A 21,279-nucleotide genomic window follows, 5' to 3' on the forward strand; every position below is an offset into this window, starting at 1 on the left:
GAATACAGCGGATGGATCAGGACGTCAGCTTGGCAATGGCGCGCTCGAAGCGGTTCAAGCCTTCTTCGATGTCTGCGTCTTCGATCACCAGGCTTGGCGCGAAACGAATCACGTCGGGGCCGGCCTGCAGAATCATCAGATCCTGGGCTTCGGCGGCGTTGAAGATGTCCTTGGCTTTGCCTTTCCAGGCATCGGACAGCACGCAACCGATCAGCAAACCCAAGCCGCGCACTTCGGTGAACACACCATATTGCTGGCCAATGCTTTCCAGGCGGGTCTTGAATTGTTGATGCTTGCGTTGCACGCCAGCCAGCACTTGAGGGGTGTTGATGACATCGATCACCGCCTCGCCCACCGCGCAGGCCAGCGGGTTGCCGCCGTACGTGGTGCCGTGCACACCGACTGCGAAGTGCTTGGCGAGCTTTTCAGTGGTCAGCATGGCCGCCAGCGGGAAACCGCCGCCAATGCTTTTGGCGCTGGAAAGGATGTCCGGGGTCACGCCGTAATGCATGTACGCAAACAGATGGCCACTACGGCCCATGCCGCTCTGCACTTCGTCGAATACCAGCAGCGCGTTGTGCTCGTCACACAGTTTGCGTGCGCCTTGCAGGTAGTCGAGCTCGCCCGGCAAAACACCGCCTTCGCCCTGAATAGGCTCCAGCACCACGGCGCAGGTCTTGTCGGTCACAGCCGCTTTCAAGGCTTCAAGGTCGTTGTAAGGCACGTGGCTGATGCCGGTGATTTTCGGCCCGAAACCATCGGAGTATTTCGGCTGGCCGCCGACGCTCACGGTGAACAGGGTACGGCCGTGGAAGCTGTTTACCGCCGCGATGATTTCGTACTTCTCGGGGCCGTACAGGTCGTGCGCCACACGGCGCGCCAGCTTGAAGGCAGCTTCGTTGGCTTCGGCGCCCGAGTTACAGAAGAACACGCGCTCGGCGAAGGTCGAGTCCACCAGTTTTTTCGCCAGACGCAGGGTCGGCTCGTTGGTGAACACGTTGGACACATGCCAGAGGTTATTGGCCTGCTCGGTCAAGGCACCGACCAGCGCCGGGTGGCAGTGGCCCAATACGTTGACGGCGATCCCGCCCGAGAAGTCCACCAGTTCGCGCCCCGCCTGATCCCAGACGCGGGAGCCCGCACCACGCACAGGAATGAACCCGGCCGGGGCGTAATTGGGGACCATTACCTGGTCGAAATCGGCGCGTTGCACCGCAGCATGCTCAACGGACATCGGAGTCTCCTGATGAGGAACGCCTGCCTGAAACTGGCGAGCGATGGAAAGATTGTAAGGACTGAATGGTGTTCGGCCTTGCCGCCAGGCGACAACTTGTTACAGCGCAAAACCGGGTTTTTTCAAGGTTTTCGGCAATGCGACATATTGCGTCACAAAGGCGCAGTTTAAACAGATTGAGCGCGGGTGTCTGGACCCGCGCTACCCAGGCAACGCATCCGTTGTGGCAACGAGATCAACCGCGCTCGGCAGGCACCGGCGAAAGCTCGAACGGGCTGCTGCTGCGTCGCTGGTTGCGGTCTTCACGCGGCGTGGCGCCGAAGAAGTTGCGGTAGGCGCTGGAGAAGTGCGGCCCCGACGAGAATCCGCAGGACAGGCCGATCTGAATGATCGATTTGCTGGTCTGCATCAGCATCTGGCGGGCCTTGTTCAGGCGCAGTTCCAGGTAGTACTGACTGGGCACACGATTGAGGTATTGCTTGAAGATGCGCTCCAGTTGGCGGCGTGACACGCACACGTGCTGGGCGATTTCGTCGGTGGTCAGTGGCTCTTCAATGTTGGCTTCCATCAACAGCACCGCCTGGGTCAGCTTCGGATGGCTGGAACCCAGACGGTTCTGCAGCGGAATGCGCTGACGCTCGCCGCCTTCGCGAATGCGCTCGACCACCAGTTCTTCGGAAACCGCCCCGGCCAGTTCCGCGCCATGATCGCGGGACAACACCGCCAGCAACAGGTCGAGCACCGACATACCGCCACAGGCGGTCAAGCGGTCGCGATCCCAGTCAAACAGATGGCTGGTGGCGATGACTTTCGGGAAACGCTCGGCGAAATCGTCCTGCCAGCGCCAGTGCACGGCGGCGCGATAGCCATCCAGCAGGCCCAATTGCGCAAGCGGGTAAACGCCCGCCGACAGCCCGCCAATCGAACAACCGGCACGCACCAGTTGCTTGAGCGCGCTGCCCAGCGCAGGTGCCACGACCGCAGGTGGTTCATCGGCCAGCAAAAACAGCTTCTGCAACCCTTCCAGCCGCCCGGTCCACGGCTCGCCCGGCAATTGCCAGCCGCCGGCAACCGCTGCGGGCTCGGCAAGCTCGGCCTGCAGAAACGACAATTCGTAGACCACTTCAGGGTGCACGCGCTGGGCAACACGCAAAGCTTCCTCGGCAAGTGCCAGGGTCATGGCTTTGGTGCCAGGCCAGACGAGGAAACCTATTCGATGGGCAGTCATTGGGACATCCGATACGTATTGCCGCAAAAGCCAAGCCTTGAAACAAGGCTCGATCTGGAACATCCAGGTCATGTCACGCGTCGCGCAGCATGCCCTGTTCTGCTGTAAAAAGGCATCGCCATGCGATGCCGATCGTCACTTGAGGCTGCCGGACAAAAACTGCTGCAAGCGCTCGGTCTGCGGATTGGCCAGCACTTCGCGTGGGTCGCCACGCTCCAGCACCACACCCTGATGCAGAAACACCAACTGGTTGGAGACTTCCCGGGCAAAGCCCATTTCGTGAGTCACCACTACCATGGTCCGGCCTTCCTGGGCCAGGCCCTGCATAACCTTGAGCACATCGCCAACCAGCTCCGGGTCCAGCGCAGAAGTCGGCTCATCGAACAGCATCACCTCGGGCTCCATGGCCAGCGCGCGGGCAATCGCCACACGTTGCTGCTCGCCACCGGACATGTGCCCTGGGTAAGCGTCCTTGCGGTGCGCCACCCCGACCTTGGCCAAATAATACTCGGCCTTTTCCAGCGCTTCCTTTTTCGAAACGCCCAGCACGTGAACCGGCGCTTCGATGATGTTTTGCAGCGCCGTCATGTGTGACCACAGGTTGAAGTGCTGAAACACCATCGACAGCCGCGAGCGCATGCGCTGCAACTGTTTGGCATCGGCCGCCTTGAGGCCGCCGTCCTTGTTCGGCACCAGCTTCAACTCTTCGTTGTTGAGCAGGATCTTGCCGGCATGGGGCTGTTCGAGCAGGTTGATGCAGCGCAGAAAGGTGCTTTTGCCCGAGCCGCTGGAGCCGATGATACTGATGACATCGCCAGCCTTCGCGGTCAGGGAAACGCCCTTGATCACTTCGTGACTGCCATAGCGCTTGTGCAGATCCTGGACTTCCAGTTTGTTCATGCTTTGGGTTTCCACAGAACGGTCAATCACTGAGCAGACGCCCATGACGCAGCGCGGTACGCCCCGCCACTTTGGCCAGCCAGAAACCGGGTTGAGCGTAACGAAGCCGCTCGATGGCGAACAACACCCCGGCAGTATTCGCGCAAATGGTGCTGACCTGATCGGACAGCGGGTCGATGACCTCGAACAGCGGATCGCCGACTTCGACCCTGTCGCCTGCGGCGCGCAGGAACGTCACCACGCCAGGATGCGGCGCATAGAGCAATTCAGTGCCTTCGAACGGCATGCCTTCGCAGGCTTCGTGCGCAGGCTGCGGCCAGTCGCCACTGATCAGACCCTGCTCGGCCAGAAACGCCAGAATGCCCTCTGCGTGCGCTTCGGCCTGGGGCTTGCCAGTGTCGGCCTGACCACCCAGTTCGATAGTGGTTGACAGGCAGGCCAATGGAATCTGTGCCTGCGGGAAGGCCCGTGACAGACGCAACCACGGCAGCGAGCAGGCTTCATCGAACGAGCTGCCGCCGGAATCCTCGGCCAGCAGTGCCACCTGAACATTCAGGTGCGCCGACAGCGAACGCCACTGCGGCCAGTGTTGCGGCAAGGCATACATGTGCAGCGCGGCGTCGGCATCGCAATGCAGGTCAAGCACCACATCGGCGATGCAGGCGTGCCTGAGCAAAATGCGCTGCATGCCCTGCAACTCGGATTGCGCTGCGGGCAGGCTTTCCAGCGCAGTGGTCATCGCCTGACGAATCAAATGGATATTGGCACGCGGGTCATCGCCCAGCTGACCTTCCAGCAATTGGGCGACCGGCTCGCTCAGCTCGGTGAAGTCGCGGTTGAAGTTCTTGCCGCTGCCGAACTCGAAACGCCCCTGGTGCGCGCCTTGCAGCAGCTGCCCCAGGCCCAGCGGGTTGGCGACCGGCACCAGTTCGATGACGCCCTTCAGCGCGCCCTGCTGTTCCAGCTGGGTCAGGCGTTTTTTCAGCTCCCAGGCGGTGCGCATGCCAGGCAGCTCGTCAGCGTGCAGGCTGGCCTGAATGTAGGCTTTGCGCTCACCGGTGCCGAAGCGAAAGACACTGAGCGTGCGTTCGGTGCCGAGGGTGCTCCACGGCAATACATGATCGATTCTTTGCATTTCAGACCTTCCGTGGGGCGAGATAGCCCAGCCAGCGGCGTTCGGCGATCTTGAACAGCCGCACCAGAATGAATGTCAGGCATAGATAGAAAACGCCTGCGGTGACGTAGGCCTCGAAAGGCAGGTAGAACTGTGCGTTGACGGTGCGTGCCGCGCCGGTGATGTCGATCAGGGTGACGATAGAGGCCAGACTGGTGGTCTGCAGCATCATGATCACCTCGTTGCTGTACTGCGGCAGTGCCCGGCGCAAGGCCGACGGCAGCAGAATGCGCCGATACATTTTCACCTTCGACATGCCCATGGCCCGCGCCGCCTCGATTTCGCCGGCCGGCGTGGCCTTGAGGCTGCCGGCAATGATCTCGGCCGTGTAGGCGCTGGTATTGATAGCGAAGGCCAGGCAGGCGCAGAAGGTTGCGCTGGACAGCCACGGCCACAAAAAGCTCTCGCGCACCGCCGCAAACTGAGCCAGGCCGTAGTAGATCAGAAACAACTGCACCAGCATCGGCGTGCCGCGAATCACGTAGGTGTACAGCCAGGCCGGCATGTTCACCCACGGGTTTTTCGAGACCCGCATCAGGCCCAGAGGCAGCGCCGCGAGCAGCCCGAAAGCGAGGGAGATCGCCAGCAATTTGAGGGTGGTCAGCAGACCGCCAAAGTACAGCGGCAGGCTGTCCCAGATCACGTTGTAGTCGAAGATCATAGGTCAGCCGCCCTGACGCCTACCGAGTAGCGTTTTTCCAGATAACGCAAAGCGAGCAGCGAAACACTGGTGATCACCAGGTACATCGCCGCAACCGCCAGGAAGAAGGTAAAGGGTTCGCGGGTGGCATCGGCCGCCTGCTTGGCCTTGAACATCATGTCTTGCAGGCCGACCACGGAAATCAGCGCGGTGGCCTTGGTCAGTACCAGCCAGTTGTTGGTGAAACCGGGTATCGCCAGACGAATCATCTGCGGCACCAGAATGCGGAAGAACACCTTGCCGCTGCTCAGGCCATACGCCATGCCCGCCTCGGCCTGCCCTTTGGGGATGGCCATGAACGCGCCACGAAAGGTTTCCGAGAGGTAGGCCCCGAAGATGAAGCCCAGCGTGCAGATGCCTGCCAGCAATGGATCAAGGTCGATGTAGTCATCGAAACCCAAGAGCGGTGCCACGCGGTTGAGCAGGTCCTGACCGCCGTAGAAAATCAGCAGGATCAGCACCAGATCGGGAATGCCGCGCACCACGGTGCTGTACAGATCGCCCAGCCAGGCAATCCAGCGCACCGGCGACAGACGCAGCGCCACGCCGATCAGACCGAGAACGATCGCCAGAGCCATCGACGACAGGGCCAGCTGCAACGTCAGCCAGGCACCTTCGAGGATGACAGCCCCGTAACCTTTCAACATGATGTGCGGTCCTCAAGCGTGGAATAAAAATGGCGCAACCCAGGCAATTCTGTTTGCGCCATTGATCAGAGTCGGTACGAAGACTTACTTGCCGTAGATATCGAAGTCGAAATACTTGTCCTGAATGGCCTTGTACTTGCCGTTGGCGCGGATCGCGGCAATGGCAGCATTGAGGCGATCGAGGTTGGCCTTGTCACCCTTGCGCACGGCGATGCCGATGCCGTCGCCGAAGTAATCCGGGTCAGTGAACGCCGGGCCCACAAAGGCAAAGCCCTTGCCGGAGTCGGTTTTCAGGAAGCCATCCTGCAGCAGCGTGGCGTCAGCGATGGTGCCGTCCAGACGACCCGCACCGATGTCCAGGTAGATTTCGTTCTGCGAACCGTACGGGGTCACTTCAACGCCTTTAGGGGCGAGGACTTCACGGGCGAAACGCTCGTGGATCGAACCGCGCTGTACGCCGATCTTCTTGCCTTTGAGCTCGGCAAGGCTGTCGCTGACGGTCACGCCGTCCTTCATCACCAGGCGCGCCGGGGAATTATAATACTTGCCGGTGAAATCCACGGACTTCTTGCGGTCGTCGGTGATCGACATCGACGACAGGATCGCGTCGATCTTGCGTACTTTGAGCGCCGGGATCAGGCCGTCGAACTCTTGCTCGACCCACGTGCACTTGGCTTTCATTTCTTCACACAGTGCATTGCCGATGTCGTAGTCGAAACCGACGATGCTGCCGTCCGGTGCCTTGGACGCGAACGGAGGATACGCCGCTTCGATACCGATTTTCAGTGGTTTTTCGTCAGCGAATGTCGGCTGGGCAAGCACGGACAACGCCAGCGCGCCAATAAGCATGAGCTTTTTCATTTTCAGAACTCCATCGGTAAAGCACGACAAGTGGCAGAGTGAGCAGGTGCCCACTGTGCGAAAGGACAATCTCGGGGGAGAGCGACGCCTGATGCGTGACACCGGATTGGCGGGTCATCGGCCTTCGGCGAATGAGGGGCATTTTAACGACAGGCTCGAAGTCGATATTTCTTCAATGCGACAACTAGTTACAGAAGCGCCTGAAAAGCCACTCTACGCTATTGACGGAGCATATTTCTACTGATCCATCAGATCAGGCCTAACCTGTGACTACAGCAAAAAGCGCGCCCATTATTGGCAAAGCCTTCTAATCCGGCAAGCCCAGCGTTACACATGACGGGTGAAACGCACTGACGCGTCGCGCCTTCCTACAAAAAAACCCGCAACGTCCCACAACGAAGCACGGCCCTGCAACAACGTGTAATCCCGTAACAACCCGATATATATCCCGTTTCATCACCAGCCATCAGCACCGAAAACAAAAACGCCCCGCCCGGCTTGCACCGGACGGGGCGCCTTCACTCATCGATCGGTCAGGCCGCGCTCATGCTCTTGTGCGTTTCGATCAGGTGCTGCACCACGCCTGGATCGGCCAGGGTGGAGATATCGCCCAGCGCGTCGTACTCAGCGGTGGCGATCTTGCGCAGGATGCGGCGCATGATCTTGCCCGAACGGGTTTTCGGCAGGCCGGGTGCCCACTGGATGAAGTCCGGCGAGGCAATCGGGCCGATTTCCTTGCGCACCCAGTTGCGCAGTTCGGTGCGCAGCGCATCGCTCGGCTCTTCGCCAGCATTGAGGGTAACGTAGACGTAAATGCCCTGCCCTTTCAGATCGTGCGGTACGCCGACCACGGCGGCTTCCGCGACTTTAGGGTGTGCAACCATCGCGCTCTCGATTTCAGCCGTGCCCATCCGGTGGCCGGATACGTTGAGCACATCGTCCACGCGCCCGGTGATCCAGTAGTAGCCGTCTTCATCGCGACGGGCACCGTCACCGGTGAAATACATGCCCCGGAAGGTCTTGAAGTAGGTGTCGACAAAACGGTCATGGTCGCCGTACAGGGTGCGCGACTGACCCGGCCAGGAATCGAGAATCACCAGATTGCCCTCGGCCGCGCCCTCGATGAGGTTACCCAGATTGTCCACCAGTGCCGGAATCACGCCGAAGAACGGCCGTGTGGCCGAGCCCGGTTTCAGCGCTGTTGCACCTGGCAGCGGGCTGATCAGGATGCCGCCGGTTTCGGTCTGCCACCAGGTGTCGACAATCGGGCAGTTCTGCTTGCCGACGGTGTTGTAGTACCAGCCCCAGGCTTCCGGATTGATCGGCTCGCCCACCGAACCCAACAGGCGCAGGCTGGAACCGTCCGCGCCTTCGACGGACTTGGTGCCTTCAGCCATCATGGCGCGAATCGCGGTGGGCGCGGTGTAAAGGATGTTGACCTTGTGCTTGTCGATGATCTTCGACACGCGAGTGATGTCCGGGTAGTTCGGCACACCTTCAAACAGCAGCGTGGTCGCGCCATTGGCCAGCGGGCCATAGACGATGTAACTGTGCCCGGTGACCCAGCCAACATCGGCCGTGCACCAGTAGATTTCGCCCGGCTTGTAGTCGAACACGCGCTCGTGGGTGAGCGCGGCGTAGAGCAGGTAGCCCGCCGTGGTGTGCAGCACGCCTTTGGGTTTGCCGGTCGAGCCCGAGGTGTAAAGGATAAACAGCGATTCTTCCGCGCCCATCTCTTTGGGTGCGCAGGTGCTGGACGCCACTTCAAGCAGCGCGTGATACCAGATGTCGCGGTGGCGGTTCCACTCGATCTCGCCGCCGGTGCGCTTGCAGACGATCACCTTCTGCACGCTGCTGGTTTCCGGGTTGGTCAGGGCGCGGTCGACGTTGGCCTTGAGCGCGGTTTTTTTACCGCCACGCAGGCCTTCGTCGGCCGTGATCACCACCTTGGAGCTGCAATCGATGATGCGCCCCGCCAGTGCTTCCGGCGAGAAACCGCCGAACACCACCGAGTGAATCGCACCGATCCGGGCGCACGCCAGCATGGCGACCACAGCCTCGGGGATCATTGGCATATAGATGGTGACAACGTCGCCACGGTGCACGTCCTGGCCGCGCAGGGCGTTGGCGAATTTGCAGACTTCTTCGTGCAGCTCGCGGTAGGTGATTTCGCGGTGCTCGGAAGGGTCGTCGCCTTCCCAGATGATGGCGATGGTGTCGCCGCGCTCGGCCAGGTGACGGTCCAGGCAGTTGTAGGCAACGTTCAACGTGCCATCGGCAAACCATTTGATGTCGACGCGATGGTCGTCGAACGAGGTCTGCTTGACCACGCTAAACGGCTTGATCCAGTCGAGGCGCTGCGCCTGCTCACGCCAGAAACCATCCGGGTTGACCACCGACTGCTGGTACATGGCCTTGTAGGTCGCCTCATCCGTCAGCGTAGTCGCTGCGACTTCTGGGCGGACGGGGTACAGGGAAGCTGCACTCATCTTGGTTACCTCGGTGGATAGTTGTTGTTTTATGCACCCGTTGTATCCCGCCCTACCCGGGGGAGCCATTCGACATTGGTATTACCGGGCGGGGCCGGAGCTTCAAGCTAGCCAGCTGCAAGCTTGCGGCTTGCAGCTAATAACTTGGAGCTGCCCTCAGGATTATTACCGTTTTGATGAAAGCGCTTATCCAAAGTCTTTATATATGTCGCATCACGACGCGCCTAGAATCCATTTGGCCAACAAGGCAAACATCCGCTGCCCCCACGCAGCTCGCTTCAACTATCAGACAGCGCTTGCACATAACGTCGAAAAACGTGATGCGGCCGCTCTCACGCTCAAAAAGGTAAAACACAATGAAAGCTTTATTAGTGGCATTGGCACTTTGCGGTGTCAGCAGCCTGGCCATGGCCGAAGAATCGCAAACCAAAGTGGCTGCTCAACAAGCGCGTGTCGAGCAGTACACCTACGGCACTCACCTGGACATCGCCCGGGTCATTTCCATCAGCCAGATCCCCAGCGTCTGCGAAGTGGTGCCGGCACGCATGGTCTACGAAGACTCGCAGGGCGCGCGGCACACCATGAGTTATCAGGTGATGGGCAACGGCTGCAGCAACGGTTGATTGTCCGTGCCGCTGTCACGCAGGTACGACGCCTCGCAGCTTCAACGGCGAGGCGCTAGCCGTGCGTTGATTGCCGGGTGTTGGACTGACCATTTGTTAATCCGTTTTTGCCTCCTTGCTTATTTGATAGTCGCGTAACTTGTTGGCAATGGTTGTATGCGATACACCCAGGCGTTTACCTAACTGACGACTGCTGGGGTATTGCGCATATAACTGCTCCAGAACCGACCGTTCAAAACGGCCGACAATCGCGTCCAGCCCGCCCTCCAGCGACACCTCGCTCAAGCCTTGGCGCACGCCGTAATCGGGCAATCGAATATGCTCGGCCTGCACCTTGCCGCCGTCACACAGCGAAACGGCCTGAAACAATACGTTTTCCAGTTGCCGGACATTGCCGGGCCAATGGTATTGACTCAAACGCTTGAGCGCCGCAGGCGTCATGCGTGGCAACGCGCAGCCAATCTGTCGGCTGGCGTGATCGAGAAAGTGCTCCACCAGCGGCTCAAGGCCGTCCAGACAATCGCGCAGCGGCGGGATGTGCAGCGACAGCACATTGAGGCGATGGTAGAGGTCCTGACGGAATTCGCCTCTGGCGCACAGCTGCGAGAGGTCGACCTGCGTCGAACACATCACCCGCACATCGAGAAACATGTCTTCGTCACTGCCGACCCGGCGAAAGCTGCCGTCCTGAATGAAGCGCAGCAGCTTGGCCTGCATGCGCGCACTCAGCTCACCTACGCCATCCAGAAACAACGTGCCGCCCGCCGTCAACTCCACCAGCCCCAGCCGACCTTCAACCCGCGCACCCTCGAACGCGCCGGGCTCGTAGCCGAACAGTTCGATTTCGGCCATGGACTCCGAGAGCCCGGCACAATTGAGGGCCATCAAGGGTGACTGGCCGCGCGGGCTGGCGAGGTGGCAGGCGCGGGCCAGCAGCTCCTTGCCGGTGCCGGTTTCGCCTTCGATCAGCAACGGCGCGTCCAGCGGTGCCATGCGCCGTGCTTCGCGGACCACCGCAGCCATGACCTTCGAGCTCTGAAAGATACTGTCGAAACCGCGCAATTCCTGCTTGCGCACATGATAGATACGCTCGCCGACCCGGTCCGCGCGGTGCAGGGTCAGCACGGCGCCGGCCATGGCCTCGCTGTCGTCGTGTTCGGACTGCAGCGGCGCGATGTCGGCGAGAAACACGTCACCGCGCACCTTGACCCGCAGGCCGTTGATGCGCGACTGACTGGAACGCACCAGCGCGGGCAGATCGAAGTCCTCGGCATACCGCGACAACGCAATCCCCGGCACTTCATCGACCCGCACCCCCAGCAACTGCGCAGCGGCGCGGTTGGCGGCAACGATGGCGCCGGCCATGTCGATGGACAACACCGGAAAATCCAGCGCGCCGAGCAAGGCATTGAGTTCCATGTGCCGCCGCTCGCTGGGCATCAACCCGACGCGCTTGACGCCGAACACGCCGGTGATCGCCTCGAATTTCGGACGCAACGCCTGAAACTGCAGGTTGATCAGGTTCGGGCAAAACAGATAGATCGCGTCACCGTGCTCGCCGCCCACTTCACCGCGAGCCACGTTGACGCCATAGGCGACCAGCAGATCGAGGATGTCACGAAGAATGCCGATGCGGTTCTGGCAGTGGACCTTGATGCGCATGAGTGGTCTGTTCCTGTGAACGTCATTGGTTTTTAAGCGGCAAGTTTTTTTGAACATGACAAACTTTGCCGTCAACAATACGTTACACAACGGCATTGCGCGAGTTAGCCCGGCGCTTGATTCGAGGCCGAAATAAAGATTTCGTAAAGTTTTCGTTACGGAATGGCGAGCTAACGGCGGATGCCTGCAGTTCTCGTCCACTGACTGCCCCGCAAAACCGGGTTATTGCTGTCGTCAGGCGCTATAAAAACAACAGTCTTTCGAGGAGATCAGCATGGCCCAGACGCACTACGTGGCACGCGAACCGGACGCTTCGGGCTTCATTGACTATCCGGCGGTCGAGCATGCGGTATGGAACACGCTGATCACTCGGCAGATGAAGATCATCGAAGGCCGCGCCTGCCAGGAATATCTGGACGGCATCGAGCAGTTGGCCCTGCCCCACGATCGCATTCCGCAGTTGGGCGACATCAACAAGGTGCTCGGTGCGACCACCGGCTGGCAGGTTGAAAGGGTGCCAGCGCTGATCCCCTTTCAGACATTTTTCGAGCTGCTGGCCAGCAAGCGTTTTCCGGTGGCGACGTTTATTCGCACCGAGCAAGAACTGGATTACCTGCAGGAACCGGACATTTTTCACGAGATATTCGGTCACTGCCCGCTGCTGACCAACCCTTGGTTCGCCGAATTTACCCACACTTACGGCAAACTTGGCCTCAGCGCGAACAAGGAACAACGGGTTTACCTCGCCCGGCTGTACTGGATGACCATTGAATTCGGCCTGGTCGACACACCACACGGGCGGAGAATCTACGGCGGTGGCATTCTTTCTTCGCCCAAGGAGGCGGTATACAGCCTGTCGTCGGCCCCCGAACATCAGCCGTTCGACCCGCTTGAAGCAATGCGTACGCCGTACCGCATCGATATTCTGCAGCCACTGTATTTTGTCCTGCCTGACCTCAAGCGTCTGTTCGATCTGGCCGGCGAGGACATCATGGCGATGGTCGAACACGGTATGCAGATGGGCTTGCACGCGCCCAAGTTTCCCCCTAAAACCAAAAGCCACGCGGCCTGACTGCGGCCAGGCATCTGAAAAGGACACCCTGTTTATGAGCACATTGAATCAAGCCCACTGCGAAGCCTGCAGCGCCGGCGCCCCGCAAGTCAGTGAAGCCGAACTGCCGGAACTGCTCAGGCAGATCCCGGACTGGAACATCGAAGTACGCGACAGCGTGATGCAGCTGGAAAAAGTGTTTCTGTTCAAGAATTTCAAATTCGCCCTGGCGTTCACCAATGCGGTGGGCGAAATTGCCGAGGCCGAAGGCCATCATCCTGGCCTGCTGACCGAGTGGGGCAAAGTAACCGTTACCTGGTGGAGCCACTCGATCAAAGGGCTGCACCGCAACGATTTCATCATGGCGGCGCGCACCGATGAAGTAGCGGCAAAGGCCGAAGGTCGCAAATAAAAAACCGGGGAAACGGGCCGCGTTTGCGGGGCGTCGCAATGAACAATAACGCGGTCCGCTGCCTCGCAAGGCGAGGTCCAAAGACAGTAAAAAGCCGATTTTGTTTCGCAGAATGACCATTGAGGGTAAAAAAATATCCTGATTGTCATTTTCAGTGGGGTATCCTGCGCAGGCTTTTTAAAAAGCACGGTTCTATCTGCAACCCCTTGCGAGGAGCGACGACGATGCATGAAATCCCTAACTTCCCACCAGGCCAACAGGAACCACAGCAGTCGACTCTGGCTCAACAAGAGTTGGGGCAACCTGTCGCAATGAAAGCAGCACCCTCGGCTCAAGACAGCCAGAAAGCCGGAAGCAAAGACTGAAGGCGATTGTTTTCAGGCGTATCGAAAAACGGTCTTGCCGATTTTCAATACGCCTGGAAAACCAGCAACAGGCAGACACAGACGTTATGAGTGACTTCAGCGAAACCCAGGCCAATGCCCTGATCGGCACTGCCGAGAAAATGATCGAAATCTGGTCACGTCTCAGCCCGGAAAAACAAAGCGCCCTGCTCGCCCGCTTCGGCACCCAGGAAAACGCACTTGCCGCCCTTGTGACAACCCAGCTTGTAGCCCCAGCGAACAAATAGCCCTTCTTTCGCCGTTTATTTCAATCTGTTGCACCTGCATCGCCAGATGCGTCGGTATGATGAGCACTTCGAGAGCTTGCTAAGGGTTTTCCCTGCCCGCTCGAAAGCCACGCCTGCACAGAACGAAAGCCTGCCCCATGCCCCAGACACAGCACACCACGCCGCAAACGCCGATGGCTGTCACCCTGACCGTCGTCTCCATCGTCATGTTCACGTTCATCGGCTACCTGAATATCGGTATTCCGCTCGCCGTCCTGCCCGGTTATGTCCACAGCGACCTGGGCTTCGGCGCGGTGATCGCAGGCCTGGTGATCAGCGTGCAGTATCTGGCGACGCTGATCAGCCGGCCGTGGGCGAGCCGCATCATCGACAATCTGGGCAGCAAGAAAGCCGTACAGATCGGCCTGACCGGCTGCGGGCTGAGCGGTGTGTTCATGCTGGTGCCGGTCTGGCTGGACGCCTGGCCAATGGCGAGCCTGGTAATTCTGCTGATTGGCCGGGTGATCCTCGGCAGCGCGGAAAGCCTGGTAGGCTCCGGCTCGATTGGCTGGGGTATCGGCCGGGTCGGCGCGCAGAACACTGCCAAGGTGATTTCCTGGAACGGCATCGCCAGCTATGGCGCACTGGCCATCGGCGCACCACTGGGCGTGTGGATGGTCGACTCACTCGGATTGTGGACAGTGGGCGTGAGCATCATGCTGCTGTGCGCGCTGGGCCTGTACCTGACCTGGCACAAGGAAGCCGCGCCGATTGTGCACGGTGAACGACTGCCGTTCATGCATGTGCTGGGGCGGGTGTTTCCGCACGGCATGGGCCTGGCGCTGGGCGGTATCGGTTTCGGCACCATCGCAACCTTCATTACCCTGTATTACGCGAGCAATCACTGGCCGAACGCAGCGCTGTGCCTGACCCTGTTTGGTGGCAGTTTTATCGCTGCACGCCTGTTGTTCGGCAACCTGATCAACCGCCTGGGCGGCTTTCGGGTGGCGATTGTCTGCCTGTCGGTAGAGACGCTGGGGCTACTATTGCTGTGGATGGCGCCGACGCCCGGCCTGGCGCTGGCCGGTGCAGCCTTGACTGGCTTCGGCTTCTCGCTGGTGTTCCCGGCGCTGGGCGTCGAAGCGGTGAATCTGGTCCCGGCCTCCAGTCGCGGGGCGGCGGTGGGCGCTTATTCACTGTTCATCGACCTGTCATTGGGCATCACCGGCCCACTGGCAGGCGCGATTGCCGCCGGCTTTGGCTTTGTCTCGATCTTTCTGTTCGCGGCGCTGGCGTCACTTACCGGGCTGGGGCTGAGCGTTTACCTGTACAAGCAGGCGCAGGCGTTGCGCCAGTGATGATCGGTTCTGGTCATAGTTTCCGCACTTTAGCGTGGTAACGCTCTGCGTCGCAAAGAGGACGCGGAGCGTCCAGAAAGGCATGCGACGCGGAGCGCCGCACGATAGTTACGATTATGGTTCCCGCGCTCCAGCGTGGTAATGCCGTTCTGGACGCTCTGCGTCCGATCTTGAAGGGCCAGTCGTACTCAAAAATCCACTTTCCCGCGCCCGGCCTTGATCGAGCCGCGCTTGCTCTTGGACTCCAGCCTTCGGGTCTTGGACCCCAAAGTCGGTCGTGTGGGGCGGCGTTTCTTTTCGACTTTGGCGGCATTGACGATCAGCTCGCTCAGGCGCAGTAACGCATCGGCGCGGTTCTGCTCCTGGGTGCGGTACTGCTGGGCCTTGAGCACGATCACGCCATCGCTGGTAATCCGGCTGTCATTCAGCGCCAGCAACCGCTCTTTATAGAACGGCGGCAACGACGAGGCGTTGATGTCGAACCGCAAGTGCATGGCGCTGGAGACCTTGTTGACGTTCTGCCCACCCGCACCCTGTGCGCGAATGGCAGTCAACTCGATCTCGGCGTCCGGCAAATGAACATTGTTGGAAATCACCAGCATCGGGGCATCTTCTTTTCTGCAACAGGCACGGTTATTTGCCAGTCTCGGCATTCACGACAACGCTACGCCTGTTTTTGGCTCGGTAACACACCCACATCACCGCCAGCCAGACCGGTATCGCGTAAACCGAGATCTGGATACCGGGGATCATCAGCATGATGCAGAGAATGAACACCACAAACGCCAGGCAAACGTAGTTGCCATACGGATACCACAGCGCCTTGAACAGCGGCACCTGCCCGGTGCGATTCATGTGCTGGCGGAATTTCAGGTGCGAGTAGCTGATCATTGCCCAGTTGATGACCAGCGTGGCCACCACCAGTGACATCAGCAACTCCAGCGCCTGTTGCGGCACGAAGTAGTTGAGCAGCACGGCCACCAGCGTCACGGCGGCGGACGCGAAAATCGCCTTGACCGGCACGCCACGTTTATCGACCTGCGCCAGCAGCTTGGGCGCATCGCCCTGCTCGGCCATGCCCACCAGCATGCGGCTGTTGCAATAGGTGCCGCTGTTGTAGACCGACAGCGCTGCGGTCAGTACCACAAAATTGAGGATATGCGCCGCCGCATCGCTGCCGAGCATCGAGAACACCTGCACAAACGGGCTGCCGCTGTAGGAATCACCCGAGGCATTGAGGCTGGCCAGCAGGCTGTCCCACGGCGTCAGCGACAACAGCACCACCAGCGCGCCGATGTAGAAAATCAGGATGCGGTAGATGACCTGATTGATCGCCTTGGGGATCACTGTCTTCGGCTGTTCGGCCTCGGCAGCGGTAAAACCGAGCATTTCCAGGCCGCCGAACGAGAACATGATGATCGCCAACGCCATCACCAAACCGCTGACGCCATTGGGGAAGAATCCGCCATGCTCCCAGAGGTTGCTGACCGATGCCTGCGGGCCACCGCTGCCGCTGACCAGCATGTAGCTGCCCAGCGCGATCATGCCGATGATCGCCACCACCTTGATGATCGCAAACCAGAACTCGGTCTCGCCGAACACCTTGACGTTGGTCAGGTTGATGGCGTTGATCAACACGAAGAAAACCGCTGCCGACACCCAGCTCGGGATGTGCGGCAACCAGTAGTGAATGTATTTGCCGACCGCGGTCAGCTCCGACATACCCACCAGGATGTACAGCAGCCAGCAGTTCCAGCCCGACAGAAACCCGGCGAAACCGCCCCAGTAGTTGTGCGCAAAATGGCTGAACGACCCGGCCACCGGCTCTTCGACAATCATCTCGCCGAGCTGGCGCATGATCATGAAGGCGATGAAGCCACAGATCGCATAACCGAGAATCATCGAAGGCCCGGCTGATTTCAGCACGCCCGCCGACCCGAGAAACAAGCCCGTGCCGATTGCGCCGCCCAGAGCGATCAGCTGGATATGCCGATTCTTCAGACCACGTTTCAATTCGCCCGAGGGTGCAGTTGTTTCACTCATTCGATAGCCACCTGATTGTTCTTGTTCTGTGACAGAAAAGGACCTGACGCGCTCGTGACGCGGCAGAATTGCAGCACTCCGAGCGAGTGGCCCTGAGTGTTGAACAGCAGTGATTCACAGAAAAAAGCGCAGCATTGTACACCTGCATACAGGTCGAGACTCAAAACAGGGAAATGGATGCCAAAGGGCTGTGTGACAACGTTTTTCACACGGCCAGAAACAACAACGCCAGCCTCATGGACTGGCGTTGCTGCTTATTCACACCACGTCATCACTCAGGCTTGCGACGACCGAAGCCAGGGCGCTGGCCCGAGCCTGCCGGTGGACCGCGACGCTTGCCTGACGGCGCATCATCGTTCACCAGCTTGATGCCGACACGCTTGGGCCCAGGCTTGGCCGGACGCTTGTTCATGTCGCTCGGACGCTCGGCGACCGGTGTGCCACGGCTGTTGTCAGCCGGACGCGGTGCACGCGAACCGGGCTTGCCCGAGTCCTTGCGCGCAGGACGCTGAGTAGAGTCGCCGCCACGCGGACGATCACGCTCGCTGCCGGTGATCTGCGGCTGACGCGGCGTACGATCGCCGGTCGCCGGAGCGCCAGCCGCAGGACGCAGCGTACGAACAACGCGCTCGCCTTTGCCCAGCGGGCGCGAGGATTGACGTTGCAGACGCTCCATCTTGTCCTTGGTCTTGGCGTTCATCTGCGGCTGAGCCACAGGTTGCAGACCGACTTCGGCAGACAGAATGTCGACTTCGTACTGGCTCATTTCGCGCCAGCGGCCCATCGGCAGGTCGGAGTTGAGGAACACCGGCCCGTAACGCACACGCTTCAGACGGCTGACCACCAGCCCCTGGGATTCCCACAGGCGACGTACTTCGCGGTTACGGCCTTCCATCACCACGCAGTGGTACCAGTGGTTGAAGCCTTCGCCGCCCGGCGCCTGCTTGATGTCGGTAAAACGGGCAGGCCCGTCTTCGAGGATCACGCCGTTCTTGAGGCGCAGCAGCATGTCGTCATCGACTTCGCCACGCACACGAACCGCGTATTCCCGGTCCATTTCGAACGAGGGGTGCATCAGGCGGTTGGCGAGTTCACCGTCGGTGGTGAACATCAGCAGCCCGGTGGTGTTGATGTCGAGACGACCGATGTTGATCCAGCGACCTTCTTTAGGACGCGGCAGACGATCGAACACGGTCGGACGGCCTTCCGGGTCGTCACGGGTGCAGATTTCGCCATCGGGCTTGTTGTACATGATGACGCGACGGACTGTTTCAGCCGCTTCTTCGCGCTTGATGACGCGACCATCGACACTGATGGCGTCATGCAGGTCAACGCGCTGACCGAGGGTCGCGTCCTTGCCATTGACCTTGATACGGCCCTGGGTAATCCAGGCCTCTACGTCACGGCGTGAACCCACGCCAATGCGCGCCAGAACCTTCTGCAGCTTTTCGCCTGCGGGTCCGATTTCCTGGCTGTCCTGCTTGTCTTTTTCACTCATCTGGGCACCTCCCGGTGTGTCGAATCAGGGCTGACCGAGAACCGGTGAGACCTGTGCCCGGCGCGCTGTGGATAGCGGCAAGGCGAAATACTTGATAGCCCGGGCGACCACTGATCGCCGAGGGTCGGCCATCATACGCCTCTGCGCTGATTTACGCATCCAGCGTCAGAGACAAATGCCGGCGTCACTTCTTCTTTTTGCGACCGGCGGTCTTGAGCTTCGCCAGCCGCTTGGCGGACTCGTCAAGCACCGTGCGTTTGTCGTCCTTGTCGAGCTTCTTCCAGGCCTTGATTTCACGCTTGCTGCGACCGCAACCCAGGCAAATGTCATCATCGAATTTGCACAGGCTGATGCAGGGGTTCTTGGTCGAACTCATGGGCAGCGGATCTCTTGGCGGGTGGTAACAGATGTGACCGTGGCGTGGCGGATGAATTCGACCGAAGTGCGCTGGGCATTGTGCACGATAGTTCTGATTATCGTTCCGCACGCTCTGGCATGGGAAAGCGTCCAGAAAAGCGCTACCACGCGGAGCGTGGGAGCAATAATCATCAGGCCCCGGAGCCTTTCTCCTCATCGCCTTCCTCAGGCTCAGGCTCCGCGCGCAGCAGGTCGTCGAAGTCGGTCTTGAGGCCTTGTTCCATCGAGTCCAGTTCGACCAACAAGGTGCGGAAGCTGGTTTCGTCGCGAGGGGCTTCGGGTTCTGCGTTAGGGTCGAGGCTGGCGTCGGCCAGGGCTTGCAGGTGCGCAGGCACCGGGGCGTCTTCGAAATCCAGGACGGGCTCGGTTTCCATCTCGCGCAGGTCAGCCAGCGGCGGCAGTTCGTCGAGGCTTTTGAGGTTGAAGTGGTCCAGAAACCCCTTGGTGGTGGCAAACATCGCCGGTTTGCCAGGCACGTCGCGGTAACCCACCACGCGGATCCACTCGCGCTCCAGCAAGGTCTTGACGATGTGGCTGTTCACCGCAACGCCGCGCACGTCTTCGATTTCGCCACGGGTGATCGGCTGGCGATAAGCAATCAAGGCCAGGGTTTCCAGCATGGCGCGGGAGTAACGCTGCGGCCGCTCTTCCCACAGCCGTCCGACCCAGGGTGAAAACCGGTCACGAATCTGCAGGCGATAACCCGAAGCGACTTCCTTGAGTTCAAACGCACGCCCCTCGCAGGATTTGCGCAGCACTTCCAGCGCCTTCTTGAACACCGGTGGCTCGGGACGCTCGCCTTCTTCAAACAGCTCGTAAAGCCGCTCCAGAGTCTGCGGTTTTCCGGAGGCCAGCAGAAACGCTTCAAGCAACGGGGCCAGTTCGCGGGGTTCGTTGAGGTTCATGGGTGTGTTCTTGCTCTACTCGGCTCGCGCCCGGACATGGATCGCCGCAAAGGGCTCGTTTTGGACCAGCTCGACAAGGGATTCCTTGACCAGCTCAAGCACAGCCATAAATGTCACGACCACACCCAGACGCCCTTCTTCTGCGGTAAACAGCTCGGCAAACGGCACGAAACCGCCGCCCTTGAGACGTTCCAGGACGTCGCTCATGCGCTCGCGCGTCGACAACGCCTCGCGGCTGACCTGATGGCTTTCGAACATGTCGCCGCGGTGCAGCACTTCGGCCATGGACATCAGCACCTCTTCAAGGCTGACGTCCGGCAACAGCTTGCGCGCACGAGCTTCAGGGGCGTCGAGTTTCGGCACGATGACGTCGCGGCCGACCCGTTTCAGGCCGTCGATCCCTTCGGCGGCGGCCTTGAAACGCTCGTATTCCTGCAGGCGGCGAATCAGTTCGGCACGTGGGTCGCCCTCCTCCTCTTCGATTTCCGCCGAGCGCGGCAGAAGCATGCGCGACTTGATCTCGGCCAGCATCGCGGCCATCACCAGGTATTCAGCCGCTAGCTCCAGGCGCACGGTTTTCATCAACTCGACGTAGCCCATGTACTGCTTGGTGATTTCGGCCACCGGGATGTCGAGGATGTCGATGTTCTGTTTGCGAATCAGGTACAGCAGCAGGTCGAGCGGTCCCTCGAACGCTTCGAGAAAAACCTCGAGCGCATCCGGCGGAATGTACAGGTCCAGCGGCATCTGCGTGACCGCACGCCCGTAGACCAGCGCGAACGGCAATTCCTGCTGGGCATCGGCCTGACTGTCTGCGGCCTCGACGACAGTCATTAAGCGCGGTCACCGAACGGGGTTGGGTCACCACAACCGACACGAACGATCTGCGGCTCGCCCTCGGACAGGTTGATCACGGTGGACGCCGAAATACCGCCGATCCCGCCATCGATGATCAGGTCCACGTGATGTTCGAGAATCTGGCGCATTTCGTAGGGATCGCTGAGCGGCACGGTGTCACCCGGCATGATCAGGCTGACGCTCATCAGCGGTTCGCCCAGTTGCTCCAGCAACGCCTGGGCGATGGGGTGGCTCGGCACACGCAGGCCGATGGTGCGGCGCTTGGGGTGCAAAATCAGGCGCGGCACTTCTCGGGTGGCGTTGAGAATAAAGGTGTAAGGCCCTGGCGTGTGCGCCTTGAGCGCGCGGAACGCGCCGGTGTCGACCTTGGCAAACAGCCCCAGTTGCGACAGGTCGCAGCACATCAGGGTGAAGTTGTGTTTGTCGTCCAGCTGGCGCAGGCGGCGGATACGCTCGATGGCGCTCTTGTCGCCGATCTGGCAACCCAGCGCGTAGGAGGAATCTGTCGGGTAGACCACCAGCCCGCCGGCTTTTATGATTTCCGCGGCCTGTTTGATCAGGCGCGGCTGCGGGTTTTCCGGATGGACCTGGAAAAATTGACTCACGGTA

General features: G+C 60.2%; 21 protein-coding genes. 5 read left to right on the forward strand and 16 right to left on the reverse strand.

The window, feature by feature from the left end; translation table 11 throughout:
- Positions 1-16: 16 nt before the first annotated feature.
- From QRN38_RS24420 to acs, 8 genes are all read right to left on the reverse strand, one after another.
- Entirely contained in the window at positions 17-1,234 is a 1,218-nt protein-coding gene (locus QRN38_RS24420) for an aspartate aminotransferase family protein (protein WP_007245076.1), read from the reverse strand.
- Between the two features lie 235 nt (positions 1,235-1,469).
- Positions 1,470-2,462, reverse strand: a complete 993-nt coding sequence (gene argR / locus QRN38_RS24425) for a transcriptional regulator ArgR (RefSeq protein ID WP_057418635.1) — start codon at positions 2,460-2,462, stop codon at positions 1,470-1,472.
- A gap of 135 nt (positions 2,463-2,597) precedes the next feature.
- A complete protein-coding gene (locus QRN38_RS24430) occupies positions 2,598-3,362 on the reverse strand; it encodes an ABC transporter ATP-binding protein (RefSeq protein WP_011103716.1) in 765 nt (254 codons plus the stop codon).
- A gap of 22 nt (positions 3,363-3,384) precedes the next feature.
- Entirely contained in the window at positions 3,385-4,497 is a 1,113-nt protein-coding gene (locus QRN38_RS24435) for a succinylglutamate desuccinylase/aspartoacylase family protein (RefSeq protein WP_005767739.1), read from the reverse strand.
- A 1-nt stretch (position 4,498) separates the two neighbouring features.
- Complete coding sequence (locus QRN38_RS24440) at positions 4,499-5,197, reverse strand: ABC transporter permease (RefSeq protein WP_007245079.1); 699 nt, start codon at positions 5,195-5,197, stop codon at positions 4,499-4,501.
- Positions 5,194-5,883, reverse strand: a complete 690-nt coding sequence (locus QRN38_RS24445; protein ID WP_005740602.1) for an ABC transporter permease — start codon at positions 5,881-5,883, stop codon at positions 5,194-5,196. Before QRN38_RS24445 ends, QRN38_RS24440 begins: the two co-directional genes overlap by 4 nt.
- Positions 5,884-5,967: 84 nt before the next feature.
- Positions 5,968-6,744, reverse strand: a complete 777-nt coding sequence (aotJ, locus tag QRN38_RS24450) for an L-arginine-binding protein AotJ (protein WP_005767735.1) — start codon at positions 6,742-6,744, stop codon at positions 5,968-5,970.
- Positions 6,745-7,277: 533 nt separating this feature from the next.
- Positions 7,278-9,233: an acetate--CoA ligase gene (gene acs, locus QRN38_RS24455; RefSeq protein WP_007245081.1), complete on the reverse strand. Its 1,956-nt coding sequence runs from the start codon at positions 9,231-9,233 to the stop codon at positions 7,278-7,280.
- Positions 9,234-9,589: 356 nt separating this feature from the next.
- Between acs and QRN38_RS24460 the strand changes: the two genes are divergently transcribed.
- Positions 9,590-9,856, forward strand: a complete 267-nt coding sequence (locus QRN38_RS24460; protein WP_005740605.1) for a DUF2790 domain-containing protein — start codon at positions 9,590-9,592, stop codon at positions 9,854-9,856.
- A gap of 96 nt (positions 9,857-9,952) precedes the next feature.
- Here the strand turns inward: QRN38_RS24460 and QRN38_RS24465 are convergent, their stop codons facing one another.
- Complete coding sequence (locus QRN38_RS24465; protein WP_057418636.1) at positions 9,953-11,518, reverse strand: sigma-54-dependent transcriptional regulator; 1,566 nt, start codon at positions 11,516-11,518, stop codon at positions 9,953-9,955.
- Between the two features lie 274 nt (positions 11,519-11,792).
- Here QRN38_RS24465 and phhA point away from each other — a divergent pair, with 274 nt between their 5' ends.
- The 4 genes from phhA to QRN38_RS24485 all read left to right on the forward strand — a co-directional run bounded on the left by phhA (position 11,793) and on the right by QRN38_RS24485 (position 14,949).
- On the forward strand, positions 11,793-12,590 hold the full coding sequence (phhA, locus tag QRN38_RS24470) for a phenylalanine 4-monooxygenase (protein ID WP_057418637.1): 798 nt from the start codon (positions 11,793-11,795) through the stop codon (positions 12,588-12,590).
- Between the two features lie 34 nt (positions 12,591-12,624).
- Complete coding sequence (locus QRN38_RS24475; RefSeq protein ID WP_005616592.1) at positions 12,625-12,981, forward strand: 4a-hydroxytetrahydrobiopterin dehydratase; 357 nt, start codon at positions 12,625-12,627, stop codon at positions 12,979-12,981.
- 451 nt (positions 12,982-13,432) lie between these two features.
- A complete protein-coding gene (locus QRN38_RS24480; RefSeq protein WP_032607107.1) occupies positions 13,433-13,612 on the forward strand; it encodes a hypothetical protein in 180 nt (59 codons plus the stop codon).
- Positions 13,613-13,749: 137 nt separating this feature from the next.
- Complete coding sequence (locus QRN38_RS24485) at positions 13,750-14,949, forward strand: MFS transporter (RefSeq protein ID WP_044391139.1); 1,200 nt, start codon at positions 13,750-13,752, stop codon at positions 14,947-14,949.
- A 188-nt stretch (positions 14,950-15,137) separates the two neighbouring features.
- Here QRN38_RS24485 and arfB read toward each other — a convergent pair whose 3' ends face one another.
- From arfB to QRN38_RS24520, 7 genes are all read right to left on the reverse strand, one after another.
- A complete protein-coding gene (arfB, locus tag QRN38_RS24490; RefSeq protein ID WP_005767723.1) occupies positions 15,138-15,551 on the reverse strand; it encodes an alternative ribosome rescue aminoacyl-tRNA hydrolase ArfB in 414 nt (137 codons plus the stop codon).
- A 31-nt stretch (positions 15,552-15,582) separates the two neighbouring features.
- Positions 15,583-16,992: an amino acid permease gene (locus tag QRN38_RS24495; protein WP_057418638.1), complete on the reverse strand. Its 1,410-nt coding sequence runs from the start codon at positions 16,990-16,992 to the stop codon at positions 15,583-15,585.
- Between the two features lie 271 nt (positions 16,993-17,263).
- Positions 17,264-18,490 carry a 23S rRNA pseudouridine(2605) synthase RluB gene (gene rluB / locus QRN38_RS24500; protein ID WP_005740614.1) on the reverse strand — a complete coding sequence of 409 codons (1,227 nt, stop codon included), beginning with the start codon at positions 18,488-18,490 and terminating at the stop codon, positions 17,264-17,266.
- Between the two features lie 184 nt (positions 18,491-18,674).
- Positions 18,675-18,866 (reverse strand): DUF1289 domain-containing protein, encoded by a 192-nt coding sequence (locus QRN38_RS24505; protein WP_005767716.1) that lies wholly within the window; start codon positions 18,864-18,866, stop codon positions 18,675-18,677.
- A gap of 172 nt (positions 18,867-19,038) precedes the next feature.
- Positions 19,039-19,812, reverse strand: a complete 774-nt coding sequence (scpB, locus tag QRN38_RS24510) for an SMC-Scp complex subunit ScpB (RefSeq protein ID WP_057418640.1) — start codon at positions 19,810-19,812, stop codon at positions 19,039-19,041.
- A 15-nt stretch (positions 19,813-19,827) separates the two neighbouring features.
- Positions 19,828-20,646 (reverse strand): segregation and condensation protein A, encoded by an 819-nt coding sequence (locus QRN38_RS24515; RefSeq protein ID WP_004396554.1) that lies wholly within the window; start codon positions 20,644-20,646, stop codon positions 19,828-19,830.
- Complete coding sequence (locus QRN38_RS24520; RefSeq protein ID WP_004396553.1) at positions 20,646-21,275, reverse strand: L-threonylcarbamoyladenylate synthase; 630 nt, start codon at positions 21,273-21,275, stop codon at positions 20,646-20,648. The genes QRN38_RS24515 and QRN38_RS24520 overlap by 1 nt, the downstream gene beginning before the upstream one ends.
- Positions 21,276-21,279: the final 4 nt, after the last annotated feature.

This window comes from Pseudomonas sp. CFBP2511 (assembly GCF_030209255.1).
GTDB lineage: Bacteria > Pseudomonadota > Gammaproteobacteria > Pseudomonadales > Pseudomonadaceae > Aquipseudomonas > Aquipseudomonas avellanae.